A 20,305-nucleotide genomic window follows, 5' to 3' on the forward strand; every position below is an offset into this window, starting at 1 on the left:
TCGGCTGCCGGTGTTGCACTGGAACAGCCGACGACGAGGAGGAACTGCCCGTGACCACGGAGAGAATCGCCGACCAGGTCTCGTTCGCCTACTGGGTACCCAACGTCAGTGGCGGGCTGGTGACCAGCGATATCGAGCAGCGCACCAGCTGGGACTTCGACTACAACAAGAAGCTCGCCCAGACCGCGGAGCGCAACGGTTTCGACTACGCGCTCACCCAGGTGCGCTACACCGCGTCCTACGGTGCCGAGTTCCAGCACGAGTCGACCTCGTTCAGTCTCGCGCTGCTCGCCGCCACCGAGCGGCTCAAGGTGATCGCCGCCATCCACCCCGGGCTGTGGCATCCGGCGGTGCTGGCCAAGTTCGGTGCCACGGCCGACCATCTGTCCGGTGGCCGGTTCGCGATCAATGTGGTGTCGGGGTGGTTCGCCGGCGAGTTCAAGGCGCTGGGTGAGCCGTGGCTCGAACACGACGAGCGGTACCGGCGCAGCGCCGAGTTCCTCGAGGTGATCCGCAAGATCTGGACCGAGGACGCGGTGAACTTCGGCGGCGACTTCTACCGGATCCGGGACTTCACCTTGAAGCCGAAGCCGCTCAACACCCCCGAACGCCCCAATCCCGAACTGTTCCAAGGCGGTAACTCGACGGCGGCCCGGCGCAACGGCGGCCGCCATGCCGACTGGTACTTCTCCAACGGCAAGGACTTCGACGGCGTCACCGAGCAATTGGACGATCTGCGCGCGGTGGCCAGGGAAAACGAGCGCGAAGTGAAGTTCGGGCTCAACGGGTTCATCATCGCCCGCGATACCGAGAAGGAAGCGCGCGACACCCTGCGCGAGATCGTCGAGAAGGCGAACAAGCCCGCGGTGCAAGGGTTCCGCGACGCGGTGCAGCAGGCAGGCGCGTCCACCGGTGACCGCAAGGGCATGTGGGCCGACTCCACGTTCGAGGACCTGGTCCAGTACAACGACGGGTTCCGGACCGGGCTGATCGGCACGCCCGAACAGATCGCCGAGCGGATCGTGGCCTACCGCGCGCTCGGCGTCGACCTCATCCTGGCCGGCTTCCTGCACTTCCAGGAAGAAGTCGAGTACTTCGGCGCCAAGGTGCTGCCACTGGTGCGTGAACTGGAGGCCGCCGCGACGCCGGTCGCGGCGGGACGCTGATGACGGTGGTGACCGCCGAGCGGATCACCACGGCGGACCAGGCGGTGCGGATCGCGACCGAGCTGGCCGAGGTGTTCGCCGCCGGCGCCGCCGAGCGTGATCTCTCGCGTCGGCTGCCGCACGAAGAGCTCGATCAGCTGTCGGCCAGTGGGCTGCTCGCGATCACGGTGCCCGCCGAGTTCGGCGGGGCGGACCTGCCGCCGAGCGTGGTCGCCGAAGTGGTGCGAATCCTGGCCGCGGCCGATCCGAACATCGCGCAGGTGCCGCACAGCCACTTCGTGTATCTGAACCTGTTGCGGCTGGCCGGAAGCCGGGCCCAGCAACGCGACTACTTCGGCAAGGTGCTCGCGGGTGCGCGGATCGCCAATGCGCAGTCCGAGCGGGGTGGGGCGACGGTCGCCGACATTTCGACGGTGCTGCGGCCGGACGACGATACGAGCGCGGGCGATGCCGAGTCGTCGCGGGCCGATGTCACGGGCGATGCCGATTCAGCGCGTATCGAGGCTCGGCGGTTCGTGGTCGAGGGGACGAAGTATTACTGCACGGGGTCACTGTTCGCCGACGTGCTCGCCGTGCTGACCAGACTCGATGACCCGCAGGGTATTTCGGGGCTGGAGCCCGGGGAGTATGTGGCATTCGTGCCCGCGCTCGAACCGGGGGTGCGGATCGTCGACGACTGGGATGCGCTGGGGCAGCGGACAACCGGCAGTGGGACGGTCGAGTTCGCCGCGGTGACCGTCGGGCACGAGCAACTGGTCTCGCGGGCGTCCGCGGTGAACGCGCCGACCGGGTACGGGGCGTTCGCGCAGCTCCTGCACGCCGCGATCGACGCGGGTATCGCGCGCGGTGCGCTGGAGGCAGCGGCCGAGTTCGTGCGCACGCGCAGCAGGCCGTGGTTCGAGGCCGAAGTCGCGCACGCGGCTGACGATCCGCTGGTCGTGCAGCGGTTCGGGGAATTGGCTGTCGCCGTCGCGGCCGCGGAATCGACCTTGATCGTCGCGGGTGCGGCGGTGGACGCGGCGGTCCGGCCGAGGGCGGTGGCCGTCGCGGAGGACGCCCATCCGGGTGTTTCCGTCGACGGCGGCGCACACGCCTCGATCGCGGTCGCGACGGCCAAGATCCTCGCCGATCGTGCTGCGAACGAGGTATCCGCGGCGATATTCGAAGTAGGCGGCACCCGCAGCGCCGCGGCCGACCATCGACTCGACCACTTCTGGCGCAACGCGCGCACCCACACACTGCACGACCCCGTTCGCTGGAAATACCAGCACATCGGGCGGGCCGTCCTGCACAACCGGCCGCCGCCGTTGCACGGCGTCATCTAGAACCACCACGCGAGACAAGGACAGCCCATGACAGTGACGGTCGTCGTCGGAAACCCGAAACCCGCCTCGCGCACCCTCGCCGCGGCGGTGCAGGTCGCGCGGGCACTTCGCCCTGATGCCGAGCCGCAGGTGATCGACCTGGTCACCCTCGGGCCCGGGCTGCTCGGCTGGGGTGACCCGGCGGTGGCGGCCGCCGCGCGCACCGTCGCGTCGTCCGAGCTCGTCGTGTTCGCCAGCCCGACCTTCAAGGCCACCTACACCGGGCTGCTGAAACTGTTCCTCGAACAGTTCGACGGCGGCACCGGGCTGGCCGGTGTGGTGACCGTGCCGGTGATGCTCGGCGCGGGTCCGGCCCACGCGCTCGCGCCCGATCTGCTGCTCAAGCCCGTGCTGGTGGAAATCGGTGGCACCGCCGCGCTGCCCGGGCTCTATCTGTCCGACCGGACTTTCGGTGAGGACGGCGTCATCGAGGAATACGCCCGGCGATGGGGACCCGTCGTCGCGGCACTGACAGACCCGGCCGTGCGGCCGGTGGAGGCAACGAATCATGCATGAGCTCCTGGACTTTCCCGCCGACGGCAACGGCTTACGCCGCGCCTTCGCCAACTTCCCCAGCGGTGTGGTGGCCGTGTGCGCCGAGATCGACGGCGTCCCACACGGTTTGGCGGTGAGCACCTTCGTGCCCGTCTCCCTCGATCCGCCGCTCGTCTCGTTCTGCGTCCAGAACTCGTCGTCGACCTGGCCGAAGCTGGCCGGTGCAGGCCACCTCGGGCTCAGCCTGCTCGGCACCGATCAGCAGGCCGCGGCCAAGGCGCTCGGCGCCCGCAACGGCGACCGCTTCCGGGAAACCGCGCTGCATCGTGGAACCGGCGAGGCGGTGTTCATCGACGGCGCGACGGCCTGGATCGAAGGGGTGCCGGAAACGCAGGTCAGCGCGGGCGACCATCTCGTGGTGATCCTGCGCGTGAACCGGGTCGCCGCCCGCGAGGACATCGATCCACTGGTGTTCCACGGCAGCAAGTTCCGGACTCTGCACACGGGCTGAACCCGCCGCGACGACGAAGGCTCCGGATCGAGTGATCCGGAGCCTTCGTCGTACCGCTCAGGACGGGCGCTGATCCGGCACTCGGCCGCGGATGAAGATCACCAGCACGTAACCGCTGATGATCAAGAGCATGGTGAACAGGCCCGCGGCTTGCAGGAGACCACCCGAGGAGGCGTCGGTGGCGACCTCGTCGATGCCGCCGGTGGCGAGCATCGTGGTCGGGTCGGTCAAGCCGTGCATCACCATCGCACCCACCAGAAAACCGGTCACCCGCATCGTGAGGTACATCAGCACGCCGAACGAGAACGTGTAGAGGACAGTGGGGCCGACGACCGTGATCGACTGCCCGCCGAGCAGGTTGGTGCTGTGCGACAGCGCGAAGGCGAGCGCGGTGAGGGCCGCTACCGCCCGCTCGCCATGGCCGGCGTCGCGCAGCATCTTGACCCCGAACCCGCGGAAGATCAGTTCCTCGGCGAACCCGATCAACAATCCGGAGCCGAGCATGAGCGCGACGACGTCGGCCTGATGGCGGCCCCAGTCGATCCCGAGTACGCGCAGGACGATCGGCGTAGCGACGATCACCGGTGCGATCCACATCCACCTCGACCGATAGATGGGCTGTCGGCCGAACATCTCCCGGTTCCAGCCGAGATAGGCGGAGAAAGCCACCAGCACAATGGATCCGACGATCAGCGATGCGGTGACCTGGAAGAACACACTGCCCGAGCTGCTCAGCAGATCATCATCGGCGTAGTGCCCGCCGAGTCGGCTGATCAGCGTGCCCGAGCCGATGTAGATCCCGAGGTAGACAGCGACAAAGGCGAGAAATCGCCAGAATCCGCCGCGGTTCATGAAGCCACGCAGCCCGCGCTGTTCCTGCGATACAGGCACCGTCACGGCCATGTCGACTCCATGCTCTATCGGGCAAAAAGCTGAGCATGTCCACGCTATGCGATGAATTATCCGGCAGCGCGGATTTCGCCAGCGCGTCCGGACCGAGCACCGACGACCTGCCATCGAAACAGCGAAAGCCCCCAGGTGACCTGGGGGCTTTCGTAGTTGAGCCGATGACGGGAATCGAACCCGCGCCATCTGCTTGGGAAGCAGAAGTTCTACCATTGAACTACATCGGCAGGCGTCCGCGACTCTATCACAGCATGTCTGGCAACCTGGATAGTTGCTGGACACCGCCCTTCTCGGACGTCGTCGGTTCACGCCACAAGCGTGGTTTGAACCTCGGTTCCCGCGTCAACCGGGACGGTTTCACCAGCACACGTACGGTGTCGGTCAGCGCCTTCCCGTCGGCGGACATTGGTTACCCGGCCTCCTGCTCGGGGGTCCGGGGATCGTGAAACGTCCTGTTCAATCGCCGGCCAATTAGCGAGGTTGATCGCCGCGTTGTGGTCTCGATCGGCACTGAATCCGCACTCGCAGACAAAGAGTCGATCCGCCAGTGTCAAGGCAGAGTTGATCGTCCCGCAGGCTGAGCATCGCTTGCTCGATGGATACCAACGATCCGCGATAGTCACCGTGCCGCCACGCCATGCCTGTTTGTAGACCAACAACCGAGCGAAATCCGCCCATCCGGCATCGCTGATCGCGCGCGCCAAACTGTGGTTGCCGAGCATCCCCGCCACGTTCAGGTCTTCGACAACGAGCCGGTCGTGGGTCTTGACCAGCTCGTTAGCGACCTGATGGGCGAAATGGCGGCGAATGTTGGCGACTCTATGGTGGTGGCGTCCCAGCCGGGTCGCCGCATGTCGATGGTTGCGGGACCCTGCCTGTTTCCGTGACACAGACTTCGCTAGACAACGTTGCCTGGCCAGCCCAGTCTTCAACGGTTTGCGCGCACCATCGACCCGAGCAACCTCGGCCCCGTCACCGGTCGCGGCGACCATGAACGCGGTTAAACCACGGTCTATCCCGACCCAACCACCCTCATCACCGTGTTTCCGCGGCCGGTGATGGTGGGCCGAGTGCAAATCGGATGCTTCTGTGGCCACGCTGACCCACCAGCGGCGTGCTCGGAAGGAGACGGTGGCATACAGGATCCTCGCCCGCCCTTTGGTGAGCATGCGCCGCAACCTGCGGGTGTCATCGCGCACCCGCAGCGCACCGATGCCCGGCAGCGTCACCGACCGCGCAGTCTCGTTGTCGCCGATCCGGATCGCCGCTCGTCCGGCCTTGGTGTGCCTGTTCCGAATCCGGAACGCCAGGACAGTTTTGGTCTTCTTCTTGAATCGGGGAAATCCGACCCGCTTACCCGCGCGTTTACCGGTCCTGGAATCGGAGAACGCGGCCAGGGCTCGACCGCAGTCGACAGCGGCTTCCTCGAAGACTTGCTGACACACCTCCGTACGCCACGCCAACCCGGTCACACGAACCTCGTTGACCCCGTCCGCGCCGACCGCGAAGACTCGCCCCGCGGCTTCGGTTTTCTTCCAGGTATTGAATGCGTTGATCAGGTCGAACGCGGTCCACGGGACTGGATGTTCTGGGCAGGTTTTGCGAGTGTTCAGCGCGGTTTTGACGAAGTGCAAGCTTTGGTTGAACGCGAACCGAGCCGCCCCTGCATGCCGGGCGAGCACGACGGACTGCTCGCCCGTGGGGTCGAGGCAGTACCGGAAAGTCGTGTGGCGGCTCATCGTCGACGAGTGTGACACAAGCCACCGACACCAATTCGCCACTGACACCTGGATTGATCTCGGGCTGAGGATCATGTCAGTTTCGGCGGTGGTTGTCGGGCGGGGATCTAGAGTGCGGGCAGCGGGATGTTGCGGCAGCGACAACCCGACCGCGACCAAGACCTCCGAGGTGGGGATACCGATGTCGCCGAGCGCGACCAGAGCGGCGGGGGATCCGGTGCGACCGATGCAGTAGGGCGGAGGCGCGGGGCTCAGGCGGCGATCCGGTCGACGTGCGCTCGGGGGTGGGCCCCTACCTGCGGTGTCAGCTGCCTACACTGGGCCGGTGCTGCTCTCCGATCGTGACATCAGGGCCGAGATCGCCGCTGGGCGTCTCGGTGTCGAACCGATGCTCGAGTCGATGGTTCAGCCGTCGAGCATCGACGTGCGCCTCGACGGGCTGTTCCGGGTGTTCGACAACAGTCGCTACACCCATATCGATCCGGCGCAGCAGCAGGACGAGCTGACCAGCCTGGTCGAGCCGAAGCCGGGGGAGCCGTTCGTGCTGCATCCGGGGGAATTCGTGCTCGGGTCCACGCTCGAGGTGTGCTCGTTGCCCGACGATCTGGCGGGGCGGCTGGAGGGCAAGTCGAGTCTGGGACGGCTCGGGCTGCTCACGCATTCGACGGCGGGGTTCATCGATCCGGGGTTCAGTGGGCACATCACCCTGGAGCTGTCGAATGTGGCGAATCTGCCGATCACGCTGTGGCCGGGGATGAAGATCGGGCAGCTGTGCCTGATCCGCCTGTCCAGCCCGGCCGAGCACCCGTACGGCAGCGCCAAGGCCGGGTCGAAGTATCAGGGTCAGCGGGGGCCGACGCCGTCGCGGTCGTACCTCAACTTTCCCCTCTCTCCCGATTCCCTGAGCGCGGTCGAGACCCGCTGAGGGCCCGCCGCCACGGCGATACTCAGCACCAGCGACAGCGCGGGCAGGGTGTCGCCGCCCCCGGACGGCGGCCGCACCCAGTGACAGCCCTCGCGACTCCAGCGGCCCAGGTTGGTCGGCAGCATCACGGCGCTGCCGGTGCCGGGGATATCGATATCGAGCCCCGCGAGCTCGGCAGCCTCTTCCTCGGAGGGCCTGGCGTCGGGTACGGCGAGCACGCTCCAGCGGATCTGACGCGCCAGCACCGGACCCTCACAGCGTTGCTCGCGCAGCGCCATGAGCACCTTCTCGGCGCGCGTGGTCGGTAGATGCACCACGCACAGCCGGTCGGTGATCGGCAGCATCACAAAGCCGCCGCGCTCGCGGACGGGTAGCCGGAATTCACGCTGGTAACACCGCACCCAGTCGTCGACAGTTCTGGCTTCCACGCTTCCAGAATCGCGCACGCACGTGCGCGTGACCACTGCCCCGCACCGCCCTTTCACTGCCTCTGGCAACCGATTCCACGAACTTGTGGCGTGTCTCACTGTGACGCTCGTACTCTGGGGGGAGTTGTCCGTCGGATGAGGTGACGCCGTGGTCGGGGAGTGGACAGGGAGAGAGGCCAGAGCTCTTCGCGATGCCAAACGAATGAGCATCCGGGAGTTCGCGGCTCATCTCGGTGTGCACGAACGATTGGTGTCGAAGTGGGAGGCGGGCGGGGTGCGGGTTCGCCCGCGTCCGGTGAATCAGGCCGCGCTGGATACGTCACTGGCCCGGTCCGATGATGTTGTGCGCGCGCGATTCTCGACCCTGCTGGCGCCCGCGGGTGATGCCGACCTGCTCGCGTTCGTCGATGCGGGAACTGTCAAAGGTGCTGTGCCCGAGGTGTTGTCGGAGAGGGAGTTGATCATGGCGGCTGCGCACGAGGCCAGCGAACACGCGGCCGCCGCGGAGGGCACCAACGTGGGGGCCACGACGCTGGCCCAGCTCGACGCCGACGTGCGGCGCATCGCCAACGAATACGTCCATGCCGCACCGGCACCGATGATGGTGGAGATGCTGCGGGTGCGCAGGCGGGTGTATCGACTACTCGACGGGCAGCAGAAGCCGGTCGACACCAGCCACCTATATCTGCTGGCGGGGACACTGTCCGGGCTGCTGGCCAACGCGAGCACCGACCTCGGCTACCTCGACGCCGCGGGCGAACAGATCAGGGCCGCATGGGCTTACGCGGAACTGAGCGGGCACAACGGGTTGCGCGCGTGGACGCGCGGCATGCACGCGCTGATCGAGAACTGGTCCGACCGGCCGCGCAACGCCGTCCAATTAGCGCGCAGCGGGCAGGAATTCGCCGGGCCGGGACTGGGGCGGGTGCGGCTGCTCAATATCGAGGCGAGGGTGTGGGCGCGGCTCGGCAGCGACGCCGAGACCGACCGGTGCCTGCGCGCGGCCGAGGTGGCGGCCGGTGACCGCCGCGACGAACTGCACGACGAGATCGGCGGGGTGTTCGGCTTCGGCCCGCCCAAGGCCGCCTACTACGCCGGCGCCACCTGCATCCAGCTCGGCCGCGCCGAACAGGCGCTGGCCGCCACCGAACGCGCGATCACTCTCTACACGAGCGGCCCGCCGCTGCAACGTTCCTACGGCGCCGAATCGCTGGCCCGCGTCGACAACGCGGCCGCCCACCTGATCAACGGCAGCATCGACGGCGCCGCCGACGCCCTGCGCCCGGTTCTCGACCTGCCCGAGGACAAGCGCATCGCCCAGCTCGGCGAACGCCTCGTCGGCCTGCGCCGGCGCATCGCCGCCCCGACCTATCGCGACGCGGTGGAAGCGCGCGGCTTGGACGAACGCATCGAAGAATTCTGTGTGGCGACCGCGGCGCTCGGCAGCCACCCCCGACCGTAGCTGATCACGTAACGCCTGGTTACCCACGAACACGGGGTACAAGCCAGCTGCCCGCCAACCTGCCCGTCAGCGGTCAACGCGCGTCTCACCGGCCTGGGCCCGGCCGATAGCCGCGGGTAAGCGGAAAGAGTTTGCCTCGGATGGCAACATGGACGCGTGAGTCCTCAATCGCCGCATGTGCCCCCGCGCGTTCTCGAGCAGTCGACGAAACTGCAGAACGTGGTCTACGAGATCCGTGGGCCGGTTCACGCACAGGCAGCACGCCTGGAGGCCGAGGGCCACCGCATTCTCAAGCTCAACATCGGCAATCCCGCCCCGTTCGGGTTCGAGGCCCCCGATGTGATCATGCGCGACATCATCGCCGCGCTGCCGTATGCCCAGGGGTATTCCGAGTCCAAGGGGATCCTGTCGGCGCGGCGTGCCATCGTCACCCGGTACGAGCTGGTGCCGGGCTTCCCCGAGCTCGATGTGGACGATGTCTACCTCGGCAACGGGGTGTCCGAGCTGATCACCGTCACCATGCAGGCGCTGCTCGACAACGGCGACGAGGTGCTGATCCCGGCCCCCGACTACCCGCTGTGGACGGCCATGACCAGCCTGGCCGGCGGTACTCCGGTGCACTACCTGTGCGACGAGGAGAACGGCTGGCAGCCCGATATCGCCGATATCGAATCGAAGATCACCGACAAGACCAAGGCCCTGCTGGTGATCAACCCGAACAATCCGACGGGTGCGGTGTACTCGGCGGAGGTGTTGCAGCAGATCGTCGACCTGGCGCGCAAGCACCGGTTGCTGCTGCTGGCCGACGAGATCTACGACAAGATCCTCTACGACGACGCCAAGCACATCTCGCTGGCTTCGCTCGCTCCCGATCTGCTGTGCCTGACGTTCAACGGTCTGTCGAAGGCGTACCGGGTGGCCGGTTACCGCTCGGGCTGGCTGGCGATCACCGGGCCCAAGGAGCACGCGGCCGGTTTCCTGGAGGGCATCGACCTGCTCGCGTCCTCGCGGCTGTGCCCGAACGTGCCCGCCCAGCACGCCATCCAGGTGGCGCTCGGCGGGCATCAGAGCATCGACGATCTGATCCTGCCCGGCGGGCGCTTGCTCGAGCAGCGCGATGTGGCGTGGGAGCGGCTCAACATGATCCCCGGTGTGTCGTGCGTGAAGCCGCGTGGCGCGCTGTACGCGTTCCCGCGGCTGGATCCGAATGTGCACGAGATCCACGACGACGGGAAGCTCGTGCTGGATCTGCTGTTGCAGGAGAAGATCCTGATGGTGCAGGGGACCGGCTTCAACTGGCCCGCGAACGATCATCTGCGAATCGTGACGCTGCCGTGGGCGCGGGATCTGGCCGTGGCGATCGAGCGGTTCGGTAATTTCCTGTCCAGTTACCGGCAGTAGAGTTACAGGCGATGCTCACCTGTCACGGCTTTGACCAGTGAGTTTATGGGCTCTGGGCAGGATGGCCATCCTGGTATGCCAGGTAAAACAGACTGTGAGTTCGGAATGTTGGATGTTTTGAAGATCTACTAGTGCAAAAGTCCATCTTTTGTGTACAGTAGACCTCGGCGCTTCGGCGCCCTGGCCCGGTTGTCTACCCCCCCTGGACAACCGAGAGCCTTAGGTACGCGCGCCTACCCCCCTGGGCGCCTGCCTCCGGCGGCGGAGACACCCCCCTGCTCTCCGCCGCCCACAAACCCGCCTCCCCGGGTCCAGGTCAGACCTGGACCCGGGGAGGCTTTTTTGTGCGGCCAGGGGTACTGGAGTTACCGATGTTGTCGCGAGATCTGGTGTTGCGGGCGTGTTATTGAAAACGAGGTCCTTTAAGCTCTGGTCGTGAGCGAGCATCATCACCATCACGACCATTCCGGGCCCATCGCCATCAGTGACACCGCGGCGAAGGTCGTCGTCGGGTTGCTGGGGATCATCGGGGTGGTGGTGTTGGTCGCGACGGTGATTCTGTGGCCGAGCGCGCAGCACGTCGAGATTCCGCTGCCGATGCAGACCATGTCCGGTGGGGCCGTGGAGACCGAGGCCGGAACCGTTGTCATGCAGGACATCGGGCCCTGCGGGAGTCCATCGAACGGCAAGGTGTTCGCCGACAAGCCGGAACCGCCGCGGACCGCCTCCTACACCTGTCAGCGCAGCATCATCGATATCAGGTCGGGACCCGACGAGGGCAAGAAGACGCTGTTCGAGATCGCGCCGGGGCCGGGGCAGCCCGATCTGCGGACAGGCGACGACATCCGGGTGGTGCGGGCCGCGGATCCGTCCGGGGTCACCATGTACGCGTTCGAGGACTACTCGCGCGGGCTGCCGCTGACCTTGATCGTGCTCGCCTTCGTCGTGGTGATCTGTGTGGTCGCGCGGTGGCGGGGATTCCGGGCGCTGGTCGGGTTGTGTTTCGCGTTCGGCGTGGTGGTGATGTTCCTGTTGCCCGCGCTGCTCGACGGGAAGTCGGCGATCCCGGTCGCGCTGGTGTCGGGGGCGCTGATTCTCTACGTGGTGCTCTACCTCGCCCACGGGGTGAATCTGCGGACCAGTTCGGCACTGCTCGGCACGCTCGCGTCGATGGTGGTGGCGGCCGTGCTGTCCTGGCTGGCGATCGAGGTCACCCATCTCACGGGGCTGTCCGAGGAACAGAACACCAACGTGGCGACCTACATCCAGCACGTGAGCATCACCGGGTTGCTGCTGGCGGGATTCATCATCGGCTCGCTGGGTGTGCTCAACGACGTGACCATCACGCAGGCCTCGGCGGCCTTCGAACTCGCCGCGCTCGATGAAGGAGCGTCGCGTCGCGAGATCTTCACCGCGGCCATGCGGGTCGGGCGCGACCACATCGCCAGCACGGTCTACACGCTCGTGCTCGCCTACGCCGGCGGGGCGCTGCCGCTGCTGCTGTTGTTCAGCATCGCGGGGCGATCGATCACCGACGTGCTGACCGGCGACGCGGTGGCCATCGAGATCACGCGTTCGGCGGTGGGCGGTATCGCGCTGGCGTTGTCGGTGCCGTTGACGACCGCGATCGCGGTGATGCTGGCCCGGCCGTTCGGTGCGAAGCAGGCCGCGGTGGCGCCCGCGCGGGCCAGGCACGCGCGCAACTGAGACTGATCGAACGCCGGTCCGGCCCGCGGAACTCGGTTCGGCGAACCGGTCCGGCGTTCAGCAGGCAGGAACGGTTACTGGCCGGCAGGCGGGAAGCCGGGCAGGACCACCGGGGGCAGGGTGGGCAGCACCACCGGCGGGAGCCCGGGGACGACGGTGAAGGTGTTGGGGCCCTGGGACGGCGGCGCGGCGGTGGTTTCCTCGGCCTGACGCGGATTGACCGGTGGCGCGGCGACGGTTTCGTGCTGGGCCTCGGTGGTCGCGACCGAGGCCGTCGTCGGGCCGACCGCGGTGGGGCGCGGCGCGGTGGTGGCGGGGACGGCTTGCGAACCATCGCTCGACGAACCGCGCTCGAGCACTTCGGGGCCGTAACCGAGGCCGAGGCCGATCGCCGCGACCACCACCAGCGAACTCACCGTCAGCACCGCCACGTTCAGTTCCCGGCGGGAATGCGCGCGGCTGGTGAGTGCTCTGAGCGGGCGACGACCACGGGTCGGCGCGGTGAGCCAGGCGGGGGTGGCGTCGTCGTGGTCGCCCACCGGGATCGGCGCCGGGGCCACGGGAGCCTGCTGGACCTGGGCGGGGCGGGCCAGCAGCGCGGCACCGCGGGCCAGCGCCGTCTCCGGCTCGGCGGGCACGATCACCGGCACGCCGATCGTGCGCTCGAGCACGCGCGCGATCAACGGAATCCGGGCGCCACCACCGAGAACCAGCACCGCCTGCACCGGATGCTGCGCGCGGATGATGACATCGCGGGTCATCCGGGCCGACGACTCGATCGCCAGCATCATCAGCGCTTCGAAATTCTCCTGTGTGAGCAGCACCAGGCCCTGCTCGCTGGGTAGGGCCACCGCGTTGCTGTTGGACAGCTGCTCCTTGGCGGCCCGGCACAGACCGTCGAGGGCGGCCAGGCCCGCCGGGTCGGCCGGATGCGCGATCCGGCCCGAGGCGATCTGCTGCTCCCTGATCAGCGAATCCAGGTAGTCGCCGCTGATATCGCTGATCCGCTCGCACTGGTACACATCGCTGGTGCGGGCGTTGATCACGCTCACCGTGAGACCCGAACTGCCCAGGTCGTAGACGGCCAGGGTGGACACTTCCCGCATATCGCTGGTGGCATGGGCGAAGTGCACGGCGGCAACGGCTTCGGGAACGAGCTGGTAGTTCGTGAGCTGGCGTCGCGCCATCGCCGCGCGGACCGCCCTGGCCTGCGGTTCGCTGCGGAAAGTGATGGTGGTGGCGGCGATCTCCGGCGACGCGGCCAGCGTGGCGGCGATCGCGTCGGCGGCGGTCTCCTCGGCCTGCTGTTCCGGCATCGAGATCGATTGCACCTCGAACGAATACGGCGGAACGGAACCGTGCGGGCCACCGTGCTGCGGACGCGCGAGGCGCACCGTCCCGGCCCCCACCGATATTCCCAGAACCGAACTCATCCGCTGCCCATCTCGTCCGTGCTGCACGACATGCGAGGGACTGCGATAACGCGGACCGAAATCCGCCCAGCCCCCGCTTGGCTCGTTACTCTACGGGGTGCCGAGTCCGGCGTATACCCACCCGGCCGCACGCCAGGTTGTGCTGTCCAAGCAGTTGCGACCGTCGATGATCGAACGGGACCGTACCACCGGGTCGAGGTCGGCCGGCGTCAAAGCGGTGAATTCGTTCCACTCGGTAAGGACCAGCACCACATCGGCGCGATCACACGCCTCCGAGACCGAGGTGGCGTAGTTCAACGTGGGGAACACCCGGCGCGAATTCTCCACTGCCTTGGGGTCGTACACGGTGACGACGGCGCCGTGCAGCTGGATCATCCCGGCCACGTTCAAGGCGGGCGAATCGCGCACATCATCGGATTCGGGCTTGAAGGCCGCGCCGAGGACCGCCACATTCGCGCCGAGCAGGGAACCCCCGCAGGCGCGGGCGGCCATGTCGACGACCTTCGTGCGGCGGCGCATGTTGATGTTGTCGACCTCACGCAGGAACGCCACGGCGTGATCGGCGCCGAGCTCACCCGAGCGCGCCATGAACGCGCGGATGTCCTTGGGTAAGCAGCCGCCACCGAAACCGAGTCCGGCATTGAGGAACCGGCGGCCGATGCGGGCGTCGTAGCCGAGCGCATCGGCCAGCATCGTCACGTCGGCGCCGGTGGCCTCACACACCTCCGAGACGGCGTTGATGAACGAGATCTTCGTCGCCAGAAAGGCGTTCGCCGAGACCTTCACCAATTCGGCGGTGGCCAGATCGGTGAGCAGGAAGGGGATCTCGGCGGCGATGAGGTCGGCGTAGATCTCGCGGATGTGCTCCTGCACCCACGCCGAGCGTTCGCGGCCGTGATCCAGTCCGAGGACCAGGCGGTCGGGGCGGAGGGTGTCCTGCACCGCGAAACCCTCGCGCAGGAACTCGGGGTTCCAGGCGACCTCGACGTCGACCTTCGCTTGCTCGCGAGCCCGAATGCCGAGGGCCGCGGCGGTTCCCACCGGGACGGTGGACTTGCCGACGATCATCGCCGGGCGTTCCAGCATCGGGGCGAGGGTATCCACCACCGCGTGCACGTATTTCAGATCGGCGCCGTACTCGCCCTTCTTCTGCGGTGTCCCGACTCCGAGGAAGTGGACGTCGGCATGGGCCGCGGCATCGGAGTAATCCGTGGTGAACCGCAGACGGCCGGCGGCGAGGTTGCGTTGCAGCACTTCCTCGAGTCCCGGCTCGTAGAACGGCACCACACCATCGGCCAACTTGGCCACCTTGCCGGGATCGACGTCCACCCCGACCACGTCGTGTCCCAACTCGGCCATACACGCTGCATGCGTGGCTCCGAGGTACCCCGTTCCGAAGACTGTGCATCGCATAGTTCTGTTGGTAAGCGGCGCGCGTGGCTACGCCGCGTCAGCGAGGCAAGAGGGGGCGCAACATCTGGTGTACAGGGGGAAACGCGAGCTGGGGATATCGGCGTGCGGGGCCCTCACCTGCGGAAATGCGATAGCTGCCGGGTGCACGGTTCGGATCGTCGGCCTGCACTCGTGGCGAGCCGCCCGGGTTCGCGGGGATTGGCATAATCGTGCGGGATCGCATGAATACGCCATCGCGGATGGAGCATTGACTGTGCGTCGGGTCCTGTTCGCCACGGGTGGATCACTGGTGGTGATGCTGATCGCGGTGGTCGCGTTGTGGCCGGTGTATGTGCGGCCGCGCACGGACGACCCGCAGGTCGCCGACGCGATTCTCGTTCTCGGTGGGGCGCACGACGGGCGCGAACAACTCGGGCTGCGGTTGGCCGCGCAGGGGTACGCGCCATGGGTCCTGATCTCCAACCCCTACGAACACAGCCCGATGGTGAATCGAATCTGCCACGGGGGCTACAGCTTCGAGGTGATCTGCTTCGACCCGAGTCCGCGCACGACCCTCGGCGAAGGTCGAGAACTGGCGCGCCTGGGGGCCGACTGGGACCGCGTCATCGTGGTCACCTTCACCCCGCACATCTCCCGGGCCCGCTACATCCTCGGTGAATGCTGGGATGGCGAGCTGCTGTTCGCCGACCCGGAACCGCAGCTCTCGCCCGCTCGCTGGGCTTGGGATTACGCGTACCAGTCGGCGGGATTCGTGAAGGCCTGGTTCGCCGACTGCTGAACGCGTAAGGCCCCGCTCCGAAGCGGAGCGGGGCCTTACGCGGGAAAACTGGTGGGGGTGAGCCCGATCAGTTGGCCGGAGCGAGCTCGGGAGCCGGAGCCGCGACTGCCTTCGGCTTGTCGGCCCACACGGTGGTGCCGTCCGCAGCCTGCATGACGTTGAGCAGCTCGAAGCCGGCGACCAGCATGGTCGGACCACCGATGGCGATCATGCCGAGCACTCCACCGACTGCGGCACCGGTGCCGAAGCCGGGGACGCAACCAACAACCGGAAGAACGAAGAAGCCGATAGCGCAGCCCGCGATGGCGCCGATGGCCGTACCGACGAACGTGCCGATGGCGGTGCCGATGCTGAACTTGCCGGCGAAGTCGTTGATCGCCTTCTGGTTCTCCTGAGCCGAGGCGATCTCCTGCCCCTTCAGGACGGGCTTGACCGCGACCGGGTTGGCCGCCACGTCCACGCCGGCCGGCTTCTCCGGGGTCAGCGAGAGCACGGTGGAGTCCTCGGCGACCTTGACAGCGGTCGGGATCTCGGTGCCGTTGATCGCGAAGGCGATCGGCAGCGCTACAACGACGCCACCTCGGGAGTCCTTGATCTCGGCGACCTTGGTCTTGGGCGCTTCAGGGGTCTCGCCAGCCTGCTCGACGACCGAGAAGGTGCCGTTCTTCACGGTGGCGACAACGGTCTTGTCAACCAGCTTGACCGAGTATTTGATGTCCTGCGGTGCCTCTTCGGCATGAGCGGTGCCCATGGCCACGGTCATCGCCCCGATAACCAGCGCGGCAGCCGCAGTGGTCCTACGGAAGTTCATTCAGGTTCCAATCCATCAGGTGTGGTGCGGTGTGCGATCCAGCGACACGCGAGACTCGTCAAGTAGGCATCCCTATGAGATGTCCCCTACTTCTCCCCGAGCAGTGTGAAGACCGGCACAGCATGCAGAACAGCTGGAGCCTAATGTACTGAATCCCCTGAGGCCAGAAGGAATTTCGATGGGCTTAGTAAGCCTGACCTTAGCTTCGCCGCAGTTCACGCACGGTTTACGGTGTTCAACAGTCGTTACGGAAACCCCGTGGCAAACTTTTTTGTGATATTGCTCACAGGCAAACCACAGGTCAAGTCCCAGTAAACAAGGTCAGAGCGCAAATGCCGATCCTACGGTGGACACCGGTAGTTACTGGCCGGTAACTTAGTGGCGGTTACGATACGAGCAACCGGGTGAGGTCTCCTCGCTCAGACCCTCGTGTTGCCTCGAAAGAAAGGTCGCGACATGAATGCCCTGACTATCACGTTGGGCACGATTGGAGCTGTGCTCAGCCTGTTCTGTTGGGCGTCGTTTATCGGCGGCGCATGGAACATCGGCAAGGCCATCACCATCGGCCAGACGGCCCCCGATCGTTGGCGACCGTTCTTCCCACGGTTCAAGAACATGTTCGTCGAGGTCGCGGCCCACACGCGGATGAACAAGTTCCGCACGGTCGGCTGGGCGCACTGGCTGGTGATGACCGGCTTCATCCTCGGCGCGATCCTGTGGTTCGAGGCCTACGGCCAGACCTTCGACGGCTCGTTCCACTGGCCGATCATCGGCAACTGGGCGATCTACCACCTGGTCGACGAGATCCTCGGCATCGGCACCGTGGTCGGCATCGGCGCGCTGATCATCATCCGTCAGCTGAACCACCCCCGGATCCCCGCGCGCCTGTCGCGGTTCAGCGGCTCCAAGATGGCGCCCGCCTATGTCATCGAGACGATCGTCTTGATGGAGGGCCTCGGCATGATCTTCGTCAAGGCGGGCAAGATCGCCACCTACGGCCACGGCCACGCCTCGACCGACTTCTTCACCATGCAGATCGCCAAGCTGCTGCCCGCGAGCCCGACCATGGTGTCGATCTTCGCGTTCATCAAGCTGATGTCGGGCATGGCCTTCCTGTACCTGGTCGGCCGCAACATCACCTGGGGCGTCGCCTGGCACCGGTTCTCGGCCTTCTTCAACATCTACTTCAAGCGCGAGGCCGACGGCAGCGTCGCCCTCGGCGCGGCCTCGCCGATGATCTCCAACGGCAAGGTTCTCGACATGGAGAACGTCGACCCCGAGGTCGACACCCTGGGCGCGGGCCGCATGGAGGACTTCTCCTGGAAGGGCTGGCTCGACTTCACCACCTGCACCGAGTGCGGTCGCTGCCAGTCGCAGTGCCCCGCCTGGAACACCGGTAAGCCGCTCTCGCCGAAGCTGCTGATCATGTCGCTGCGCGACCACGGTTACGCCGCCGCCCCGTACCTGCTGGCCGGTGGCCGCAAGGACGCCGGTGGCGACGAGGTCGGTCTGGTCGACGCCGACGGCAAGCCCGACGAGGCCGCGCTGGCCAAGATCCCCGAGGCCGCGCGTGCGGAGGCGGATCGTCCGCTGGTCGGTGGCGAGGACGTCCACGGCATCATCGATCCCGAGGTGTTGTGGTCGTGCACGACCTGTGGTGCCTGTGTCGAGCAGTGCCCGGTCGATATCGAGCACGTCGATCACATCATCGATATGCGCCGCTACCAGGTGTTGATCGAGTCGGAGTTCCCCTCCGAGCTCGCGGGTCTGTTCAAGAACCTCGAGAACAAGGGCAACCCGTGGGGGCAGAACTCCAAGGACCGCCTCAACTGGATCAAGGAAGTCGATTTCGACATCCCGGTCTTCGGTAAGGACGCCGACAGCTTCGACGGCTACGAGTACCTGTTCTGGGTCGGGTGCGCCGGTGCCTACGAGGACCGGGCCAAGAAGACCACCAAGGCCGTGGCCGAGCTGCTGGCGACCGCGGGCACGAAGTTCATGGTGCTGGGTGCGGAGGAGACCTGCACCGGTGACTCGGCGCGTCGTGCGGGTAACGAGTTCTTGTTCCAGCAGCTGGCGTTGCAGAACATCGAGGTCATCAACTCGGTGTTCGAGGGTGTCGAGCAGTCCAAGAAGAAGATCGTTGTCACGTGCGCGCATTGCTTCAACACGCTCAACAACGAGTACCCGCAGGTCGGTGGTCGCTACGAGGTCGTGCACCACACCCAGTTGCTGAACCGGCTGGTGCGCCAGAAGCAGCTGGTTCCGGTCGCGACGGTTTCGCAGAACATCACCTATCACGATCCGTGCTATCTGGGCCGGCACAACAAGGTCTACGACGCGCCGCGTGAGTTGATGGAGGCCTCGGGGTCGAATCTGATCGAGATGCCGCGCCATGGCGAGCGGTCGATGTGCTGTGGTGCCGGTGGTGCCCGGATGTGGATGGAAGAGCAGCTCGGTAAGCGGATCAATGTCGATCGGGTCGATGAGGCGTTGTCGACGAATCCGACCAAGATCGCGACGGGTTGCCCGTTCTGCCGGGTGATGCTCAACGATGGTGTGACCGCGCGTCAGGAGCAGGGTCAGGGCGAGGGTGTCGAGGTTGTCGATGTCTCGCAGTTGATGCTGGACTCGATCACCCGTATCGATTCCGCCGCGCTGTCGGCGAACCTGCTTGTCGTCCAGGAGCCCAAGGCTGAACCGGAACCCGAGGTGGAACCGGAGCCGGTGGCCGAGGTCGCGACCGCGACCACCGCCGCGCCGAAGGCCGCTCCCGCCGGTGGCGGACTGGGCATGAAGGGTGCTGCCAAGGCTCCCGGCGGTGGACTCGGGATGAAGGGCGCTGCCAAGGCGCCGGGTGCGAAGGCATCCGCTGAAGCGCCTGCTGCTCCGGCCGCAGCTGCTCCGGCCAAGGGTCTGGGCATGAAGGGTGGAGCGAAGGCTCCCGGTGGCGGCCTGGGTATGAAGGGTGGCGCCAAGGCTCCTGGTGCCAAGGCTCCCGCGGCTGACGCGGCTCCGGCCGATGCGGCTCCGGCCGCTGAGGCCGCGGCTCCTGCGGCTCCGGTCAAGGGGCTGGGTATGAAGGGTGCTGCCAAGGCTCCTGGCGGGCTCGGGATGAAGGGTGGGGTCAAGGCTCCGGGGGCGAAGGCTGCTGCTGCTTCTGCCGCGGAGGCTCCTGCCGCCGAGGCCGCTCCTGCCGAAGCCGCTCCTGCTGCGGCGCCCGCCGCGCCGGTCAAGGGACTTGGGATGAAGGGCAAGGCCAAGGCTCCTGGTGCCAAGGCGGCCGCTCCGGCCGCTCCGGCGGCTCCGGCGGCTCCGGCAGCTGAAGCGTCGGTGGCGGAGGCGGCTCCCGCTGAAGCTTCTGCCGCTGAAGCGCCTGCCGCCGCTGCGGTTTCGGCTCCTGCCGAATCGAAGCCGTCGGTTCCCGCCAAGGGTCTGGCTATGAAGTCCGGGTTGAAGCGTCCGGGGCCGAAGGCGCCCGGTGCTGCGGCTCCGGCAGCTGCGCCGGTTCCGGCTGCGGAGGCTTCGGCTGCTGCTCCGGTCGAGGCGGCTCCGGTTGAGTCGTCGGCTGCGGCCGAAACCGAAACTGCTGCGGCGGAACCGGCTGCTCAGGCCGAGCCTGCCAATGGCAATGGCAACGGCACCTCGGTGGCGCCGCCGACTGCCAAGCCGGGCGGTCTCGGGTTCAAGTCCGGTGCGAAGTCGCCGGGGCGCAAGAGCTGACAGCTGAAGATGGACTACCAGTGAGGCGCGGATTCTTTGGAAT

At 66.7% G+C, this 20,305-nt stretch carries 16 protein-coding genes and 1 tRNA gene; 10 read left to right on the forward strand and 7 right to left on the reverse strand.

Annotated features, from left to right (window positions below; genetic code table 11):
* Positions 1-50 precede the first annotated feature (50 nt).
* From sfnG to ACFTS5_RS24960, 4 genes are read left to right on the forward strand one after another with little or no spacing between them, the layout of a single operon-like run.
* Complete coding sequence (gene sfnG, locus ACFTS5_RS24945) at positions 51-1,166, forward strand: dimethylsulfone monooxygenase SfnG (protein WP_378635207.1); 1,116 nt, start codon at positions 51-53, stop codon at positions 1,164-1,166.
* Positions 1,166-2,491, forward strand: coding sequence for an acyl-CoA dehydrogenase family protein (locus tag ACFTS5_RS24950; protein WP_378635209.1), 1,326 nt, complete (start codon positions 1,166-1,168; stop codon positions 2,489-2,491). Before sfnG ends, ACFTS5_RS24950 begins: the two co-directional genes overlap by 1 nt.
* A gap of 27 nt (positions 2,492-2,518) precedes the next feature.
* Positions 2,519-3,046, forward strand: a complete 528-nt coding sequence (locus ACFTS5_RS24955) for an NADPH-dependent FMN reductase (protein ID WP_378635212.1) — start codon at positions 2,519-2,521, stop codon at positions 3,044-3,046.
* Complete coding sequence (locus tag ACFTS5_RS24960) at positions 3,039-3,536, forward strand: flavin reductase family protein (RefSeq protein WP_194829384.1); 498 nt, start codon at positions 3,039-3,041, stop codon at positions 3,534-3,536. The genes ACFTS5_RS24955 and ACFTS5_RS24960 overlap by 8 nt, the downstream gene beginning before the upstream one ends.
* A 57-nt stretch (positions 3,537-3,593) precedes the next feature.
* On the opposite strand, the gene ACFTS5_RS24965 is transcribed toward ACFTS5_RS24960, so the two are convergent.
* The 3 genes from ACFTS5_RS24965 to ACFTS5_RS24975 all read right to left on the reverse strand — a co-directional run bounded on the left by ACFTS5_RS24965 (position 3,594) and on the right by ACFTS5_RS24975 (position 6,181).
* A complete protein-coding gene (locus ACFTS5_RS24965; RefSeq protein ID WP_378635215.1) occupies positions 3,594-4,433 on the reverse strand; it encodes a type II CAAX prenyl endopeptidase Rce1 family protein in 840 nt (279 codons plus the stop codon).
* Positions 4,434-4,598: 165 nt separating this feature from the next.
* Positions 4,599-4,669: transfer RNA gene (locus ACFTS5_RS24970), tRNA-Gly, on the reverse strand.
* A 78-nt stretch (positions 4,670-4,747) separates the two neighbouring features.
* Positions 4,748-6,181: an RNA-guided endonuclease TnpB family protein gene (locus tag ACFTS5_RS24975; RefSeq protein WP_378635217.1), complete on the reverse strand. Its 1,434-nt coding sequence runs from the start codon at positions 6,179-6,181 to the stop codon at positions 4,748-4,750.
* Between the two features lie 325 nt (positions 6,182-6,506).
* Here ACFTS5_RS24975 and dcd point away from each other — a divergent pair, with 325 nt between their 5' ends.
* On the forward strand, positions 6,507-7,106 hold the full coding sequence (gene dcd, locus ACFTS5_RS24980; protein WP_067455312.1) for a dCTP deaminase: 600 nt from the start codon (positions 6,507-6,509) through the stop codon (positions 7,104-7,106).
* Here dcd and ACFTS5_RS24985 read toward each other — a convergent pair.
* Positions 7,025-7,534 (reverse strand): hypothetical protein, encoded by a 510-nt coding sequence (locus ACFTS5_RS24985; protein ID WP_378635220.1) that lies wholly within the window; start codon positions 7,532-7,534, stop codon positions 7,025-7,027. The two genes, dcd and ACFTS5_RS24985, sit on opposite strands and share 82 nt — an antisense overlap.
* Before the next feature lie 202 nt (positions 7,535-7,736).
* Between ACFTS5_RS24985 and ACFTS5_RS24990 the strand changes: the two genes are divergently transcribed.
* The 3 genes from ACFTS5_RS24990 to ACFTS5_RS25000 all read left to right on the forward strand — a co-directional run bounded on the left by ACFTS5_RS24990 (position 7,737) and on the right by ACFTS5_RS25000 (position 12,104).
* Positions 7,737-8,996: a helix-turn-helix domain-containing protein gene (locus ACFTS5_RS24990; RefSeq protein WP_378635223.1), complete on the forward strand. Its 1,260-nt coding sequence runs from the start codon at positions 7,737-7,739 to the stop codon at positions 8,994-8,996.
* 156 nt (positions 8,997-9,152) lie between these two features.
* Positions 9,153-10,397: a pyridoxal phosphate-dependent aminotransferase gene (locus ACFTS5_RS24995; RefSeq protein ID WP_378635225.1), complete on the forward strand. Its 1,245-nt coding sequence runs from the start codon at positions 9,153-9,155 to the stop codon at positions 10,395-10,397.
* Positions 10,398-10,832: 435 nt separating this feature from the next.
* Positions 10,833-12,104, forward strand: coding sequence for a YibE/F family protein (locus tag ACFTS5_RS25000; RefSeq protein ID WP_378635228.1), 1,272 nt, complete (start codon positions 10,833-10,835; stop codon positions 12,102-12,104).
* Positions 12,105-12,178: 74 nt separating this feature from the next.
* Here ACFTS5_RS25000 and ACFTS5_RS25005 read toward each other — a convergent pair whose 3' ends face one another.
* A complete protein-coding gene (locus ACFTS5_RS25005; RefSeq protein WP_378635231.1) occupies positions 12,179-13,537 on the reverse strand; it encodes an Hsp70 family protein in 1,359 nt (452 codons plus the stop codon).
* Between the two features lie 90 nt (positions 13,538-13,627).
* On the reverse strand, positions 13,628-14,950 hold the full coding sequence (locus ACFTS5_RS25010) for a UDP-glucose dehydrogenase family protein (RefSeq protein WP_378635233.1): 1,323 nt from the start codon (positions 14,948-14,950) through the stop codon (positions 13,628-13,630).
* A 253-nt stretch (positions 14,951-15,203) separates the two neighbouring features.
* Between ACFTS5_RS25010 and ACFTS5_RS25015 the strand changes: the two genes are divergently transcribed.
* Positions 15,204-15,728: a YdcF family protein gene (locus ACFTS5_RS25015; RefSeq protein WP_378635291.1), complete on the forward strand. Its 525-nt coding sequence runs from the start codon at positions 15,204-15,206 to the stop codon at positions 15,726-15,728.
* Between the two features lie 67 nt (positions 15,729-15,795).
* On the opposite strand, the gene ACFTS5_RS25020 is transcribed toward ACFTS5_RS25015, so the two are convergent.
* Positions 15,796-16,539, reverse strand: a complete 744-nt coding sequence (locus ACFTS5_RS25020) for a hypothetical protein (RefSeq protein ID WP_378635235.1) — start codon at positions 16,537-16,539, stop codon at positions 15,796-15,798.
* 456 nt (positions 16,540-16,995) lie between these two features.
* On the opposite strand from ACFTS5_RS25020, the gene ACFTS5_RS25025 reads away from it, so the two are divergent.
* Positions 16,996-20,262, forward strand: coding sequence for a (Fe-S)-binding protein (locus tag ACFTS5_RS25025; protein ID WP_378635237.1), 3,267 nt, complete (start codon positions 16,996-16,998; stop codon positions 20,260-20,262).
* Positions 20,263-20,305: the final 43 nt, after the last annotated feature.

This window comes from Nocardia sp. NPDC056952, assembly GCF_042674185.1.
Lineage (GTDB): Bacteria > Actinomycetota > Actinomycetes > Mycobacteriales > Mycobacteriaceae > Nocardia.

Coding starts and splice junctions, on each gene's coding strand:
- ACFTS5_RS24950 (WP_378635209.1), top strand. CDS start 1,166: ATGACGGTGGTGACCGCCGAGCGGATCACCACGGCGGACCAGGCGGTG.
- ACFTS5_RS24955 (WP_378635212.1), top strand. CDS start 2,519: ATGACAGTGACGGTCGTCGTCGGAAACCCGAAACCCGCCTCGCGCACC.
- ACFTS5_RS24960 (WP_194829384.1), top strand. CDS start 3,039: ATGCATGAGCTCCTGGACTTTCCCGCCGACGGCAACGGCTTACGCCGC.
- ACFTS5_RS24975 (WP_378635217.1), bottom strand. CDS start 6,181: ATGAGCCGCCACACGACTTTCCGGTACTGCCTCGACCCCACGGGCGAG.
- ACFTS5_RS24990 (WP_378635223.1), top strand. CDS start 7,737: ATGAGCATCCGGGAGTTCGCGGCTCATCTCGGTGTGCACGAACGATTG.
- ACFTS5_RS25005 (WP_378635231.1), bottom strand. CDS start 13,537: ATGAGTTCGGTTCTGGGAATATCGGTGGGGGCCGGGACGGTGCGCCTC.
- ACFTS5_RS25010 (WP_378635233.1), bottom strand. CDS start 14,950: ATGCGATGCACAGTCTTCGGAACGGGGTACCTCGGAGCCACGCATGCA.
- ACFTS5_RS25020 (WP_378635235.1), bottom strand. CDS start 16,539: ATGAACTTCCGTAGGACCACTGCGGCTGCCGCGCTGGTTATCGGGGCG.
- ACFTS5_RS25025 (WP_378635237.1), top strand. CDS start 16,996: ATGAATGCCCTGACTATCACGTTGGGCACGATTGGAGCTGTGCTCAGC.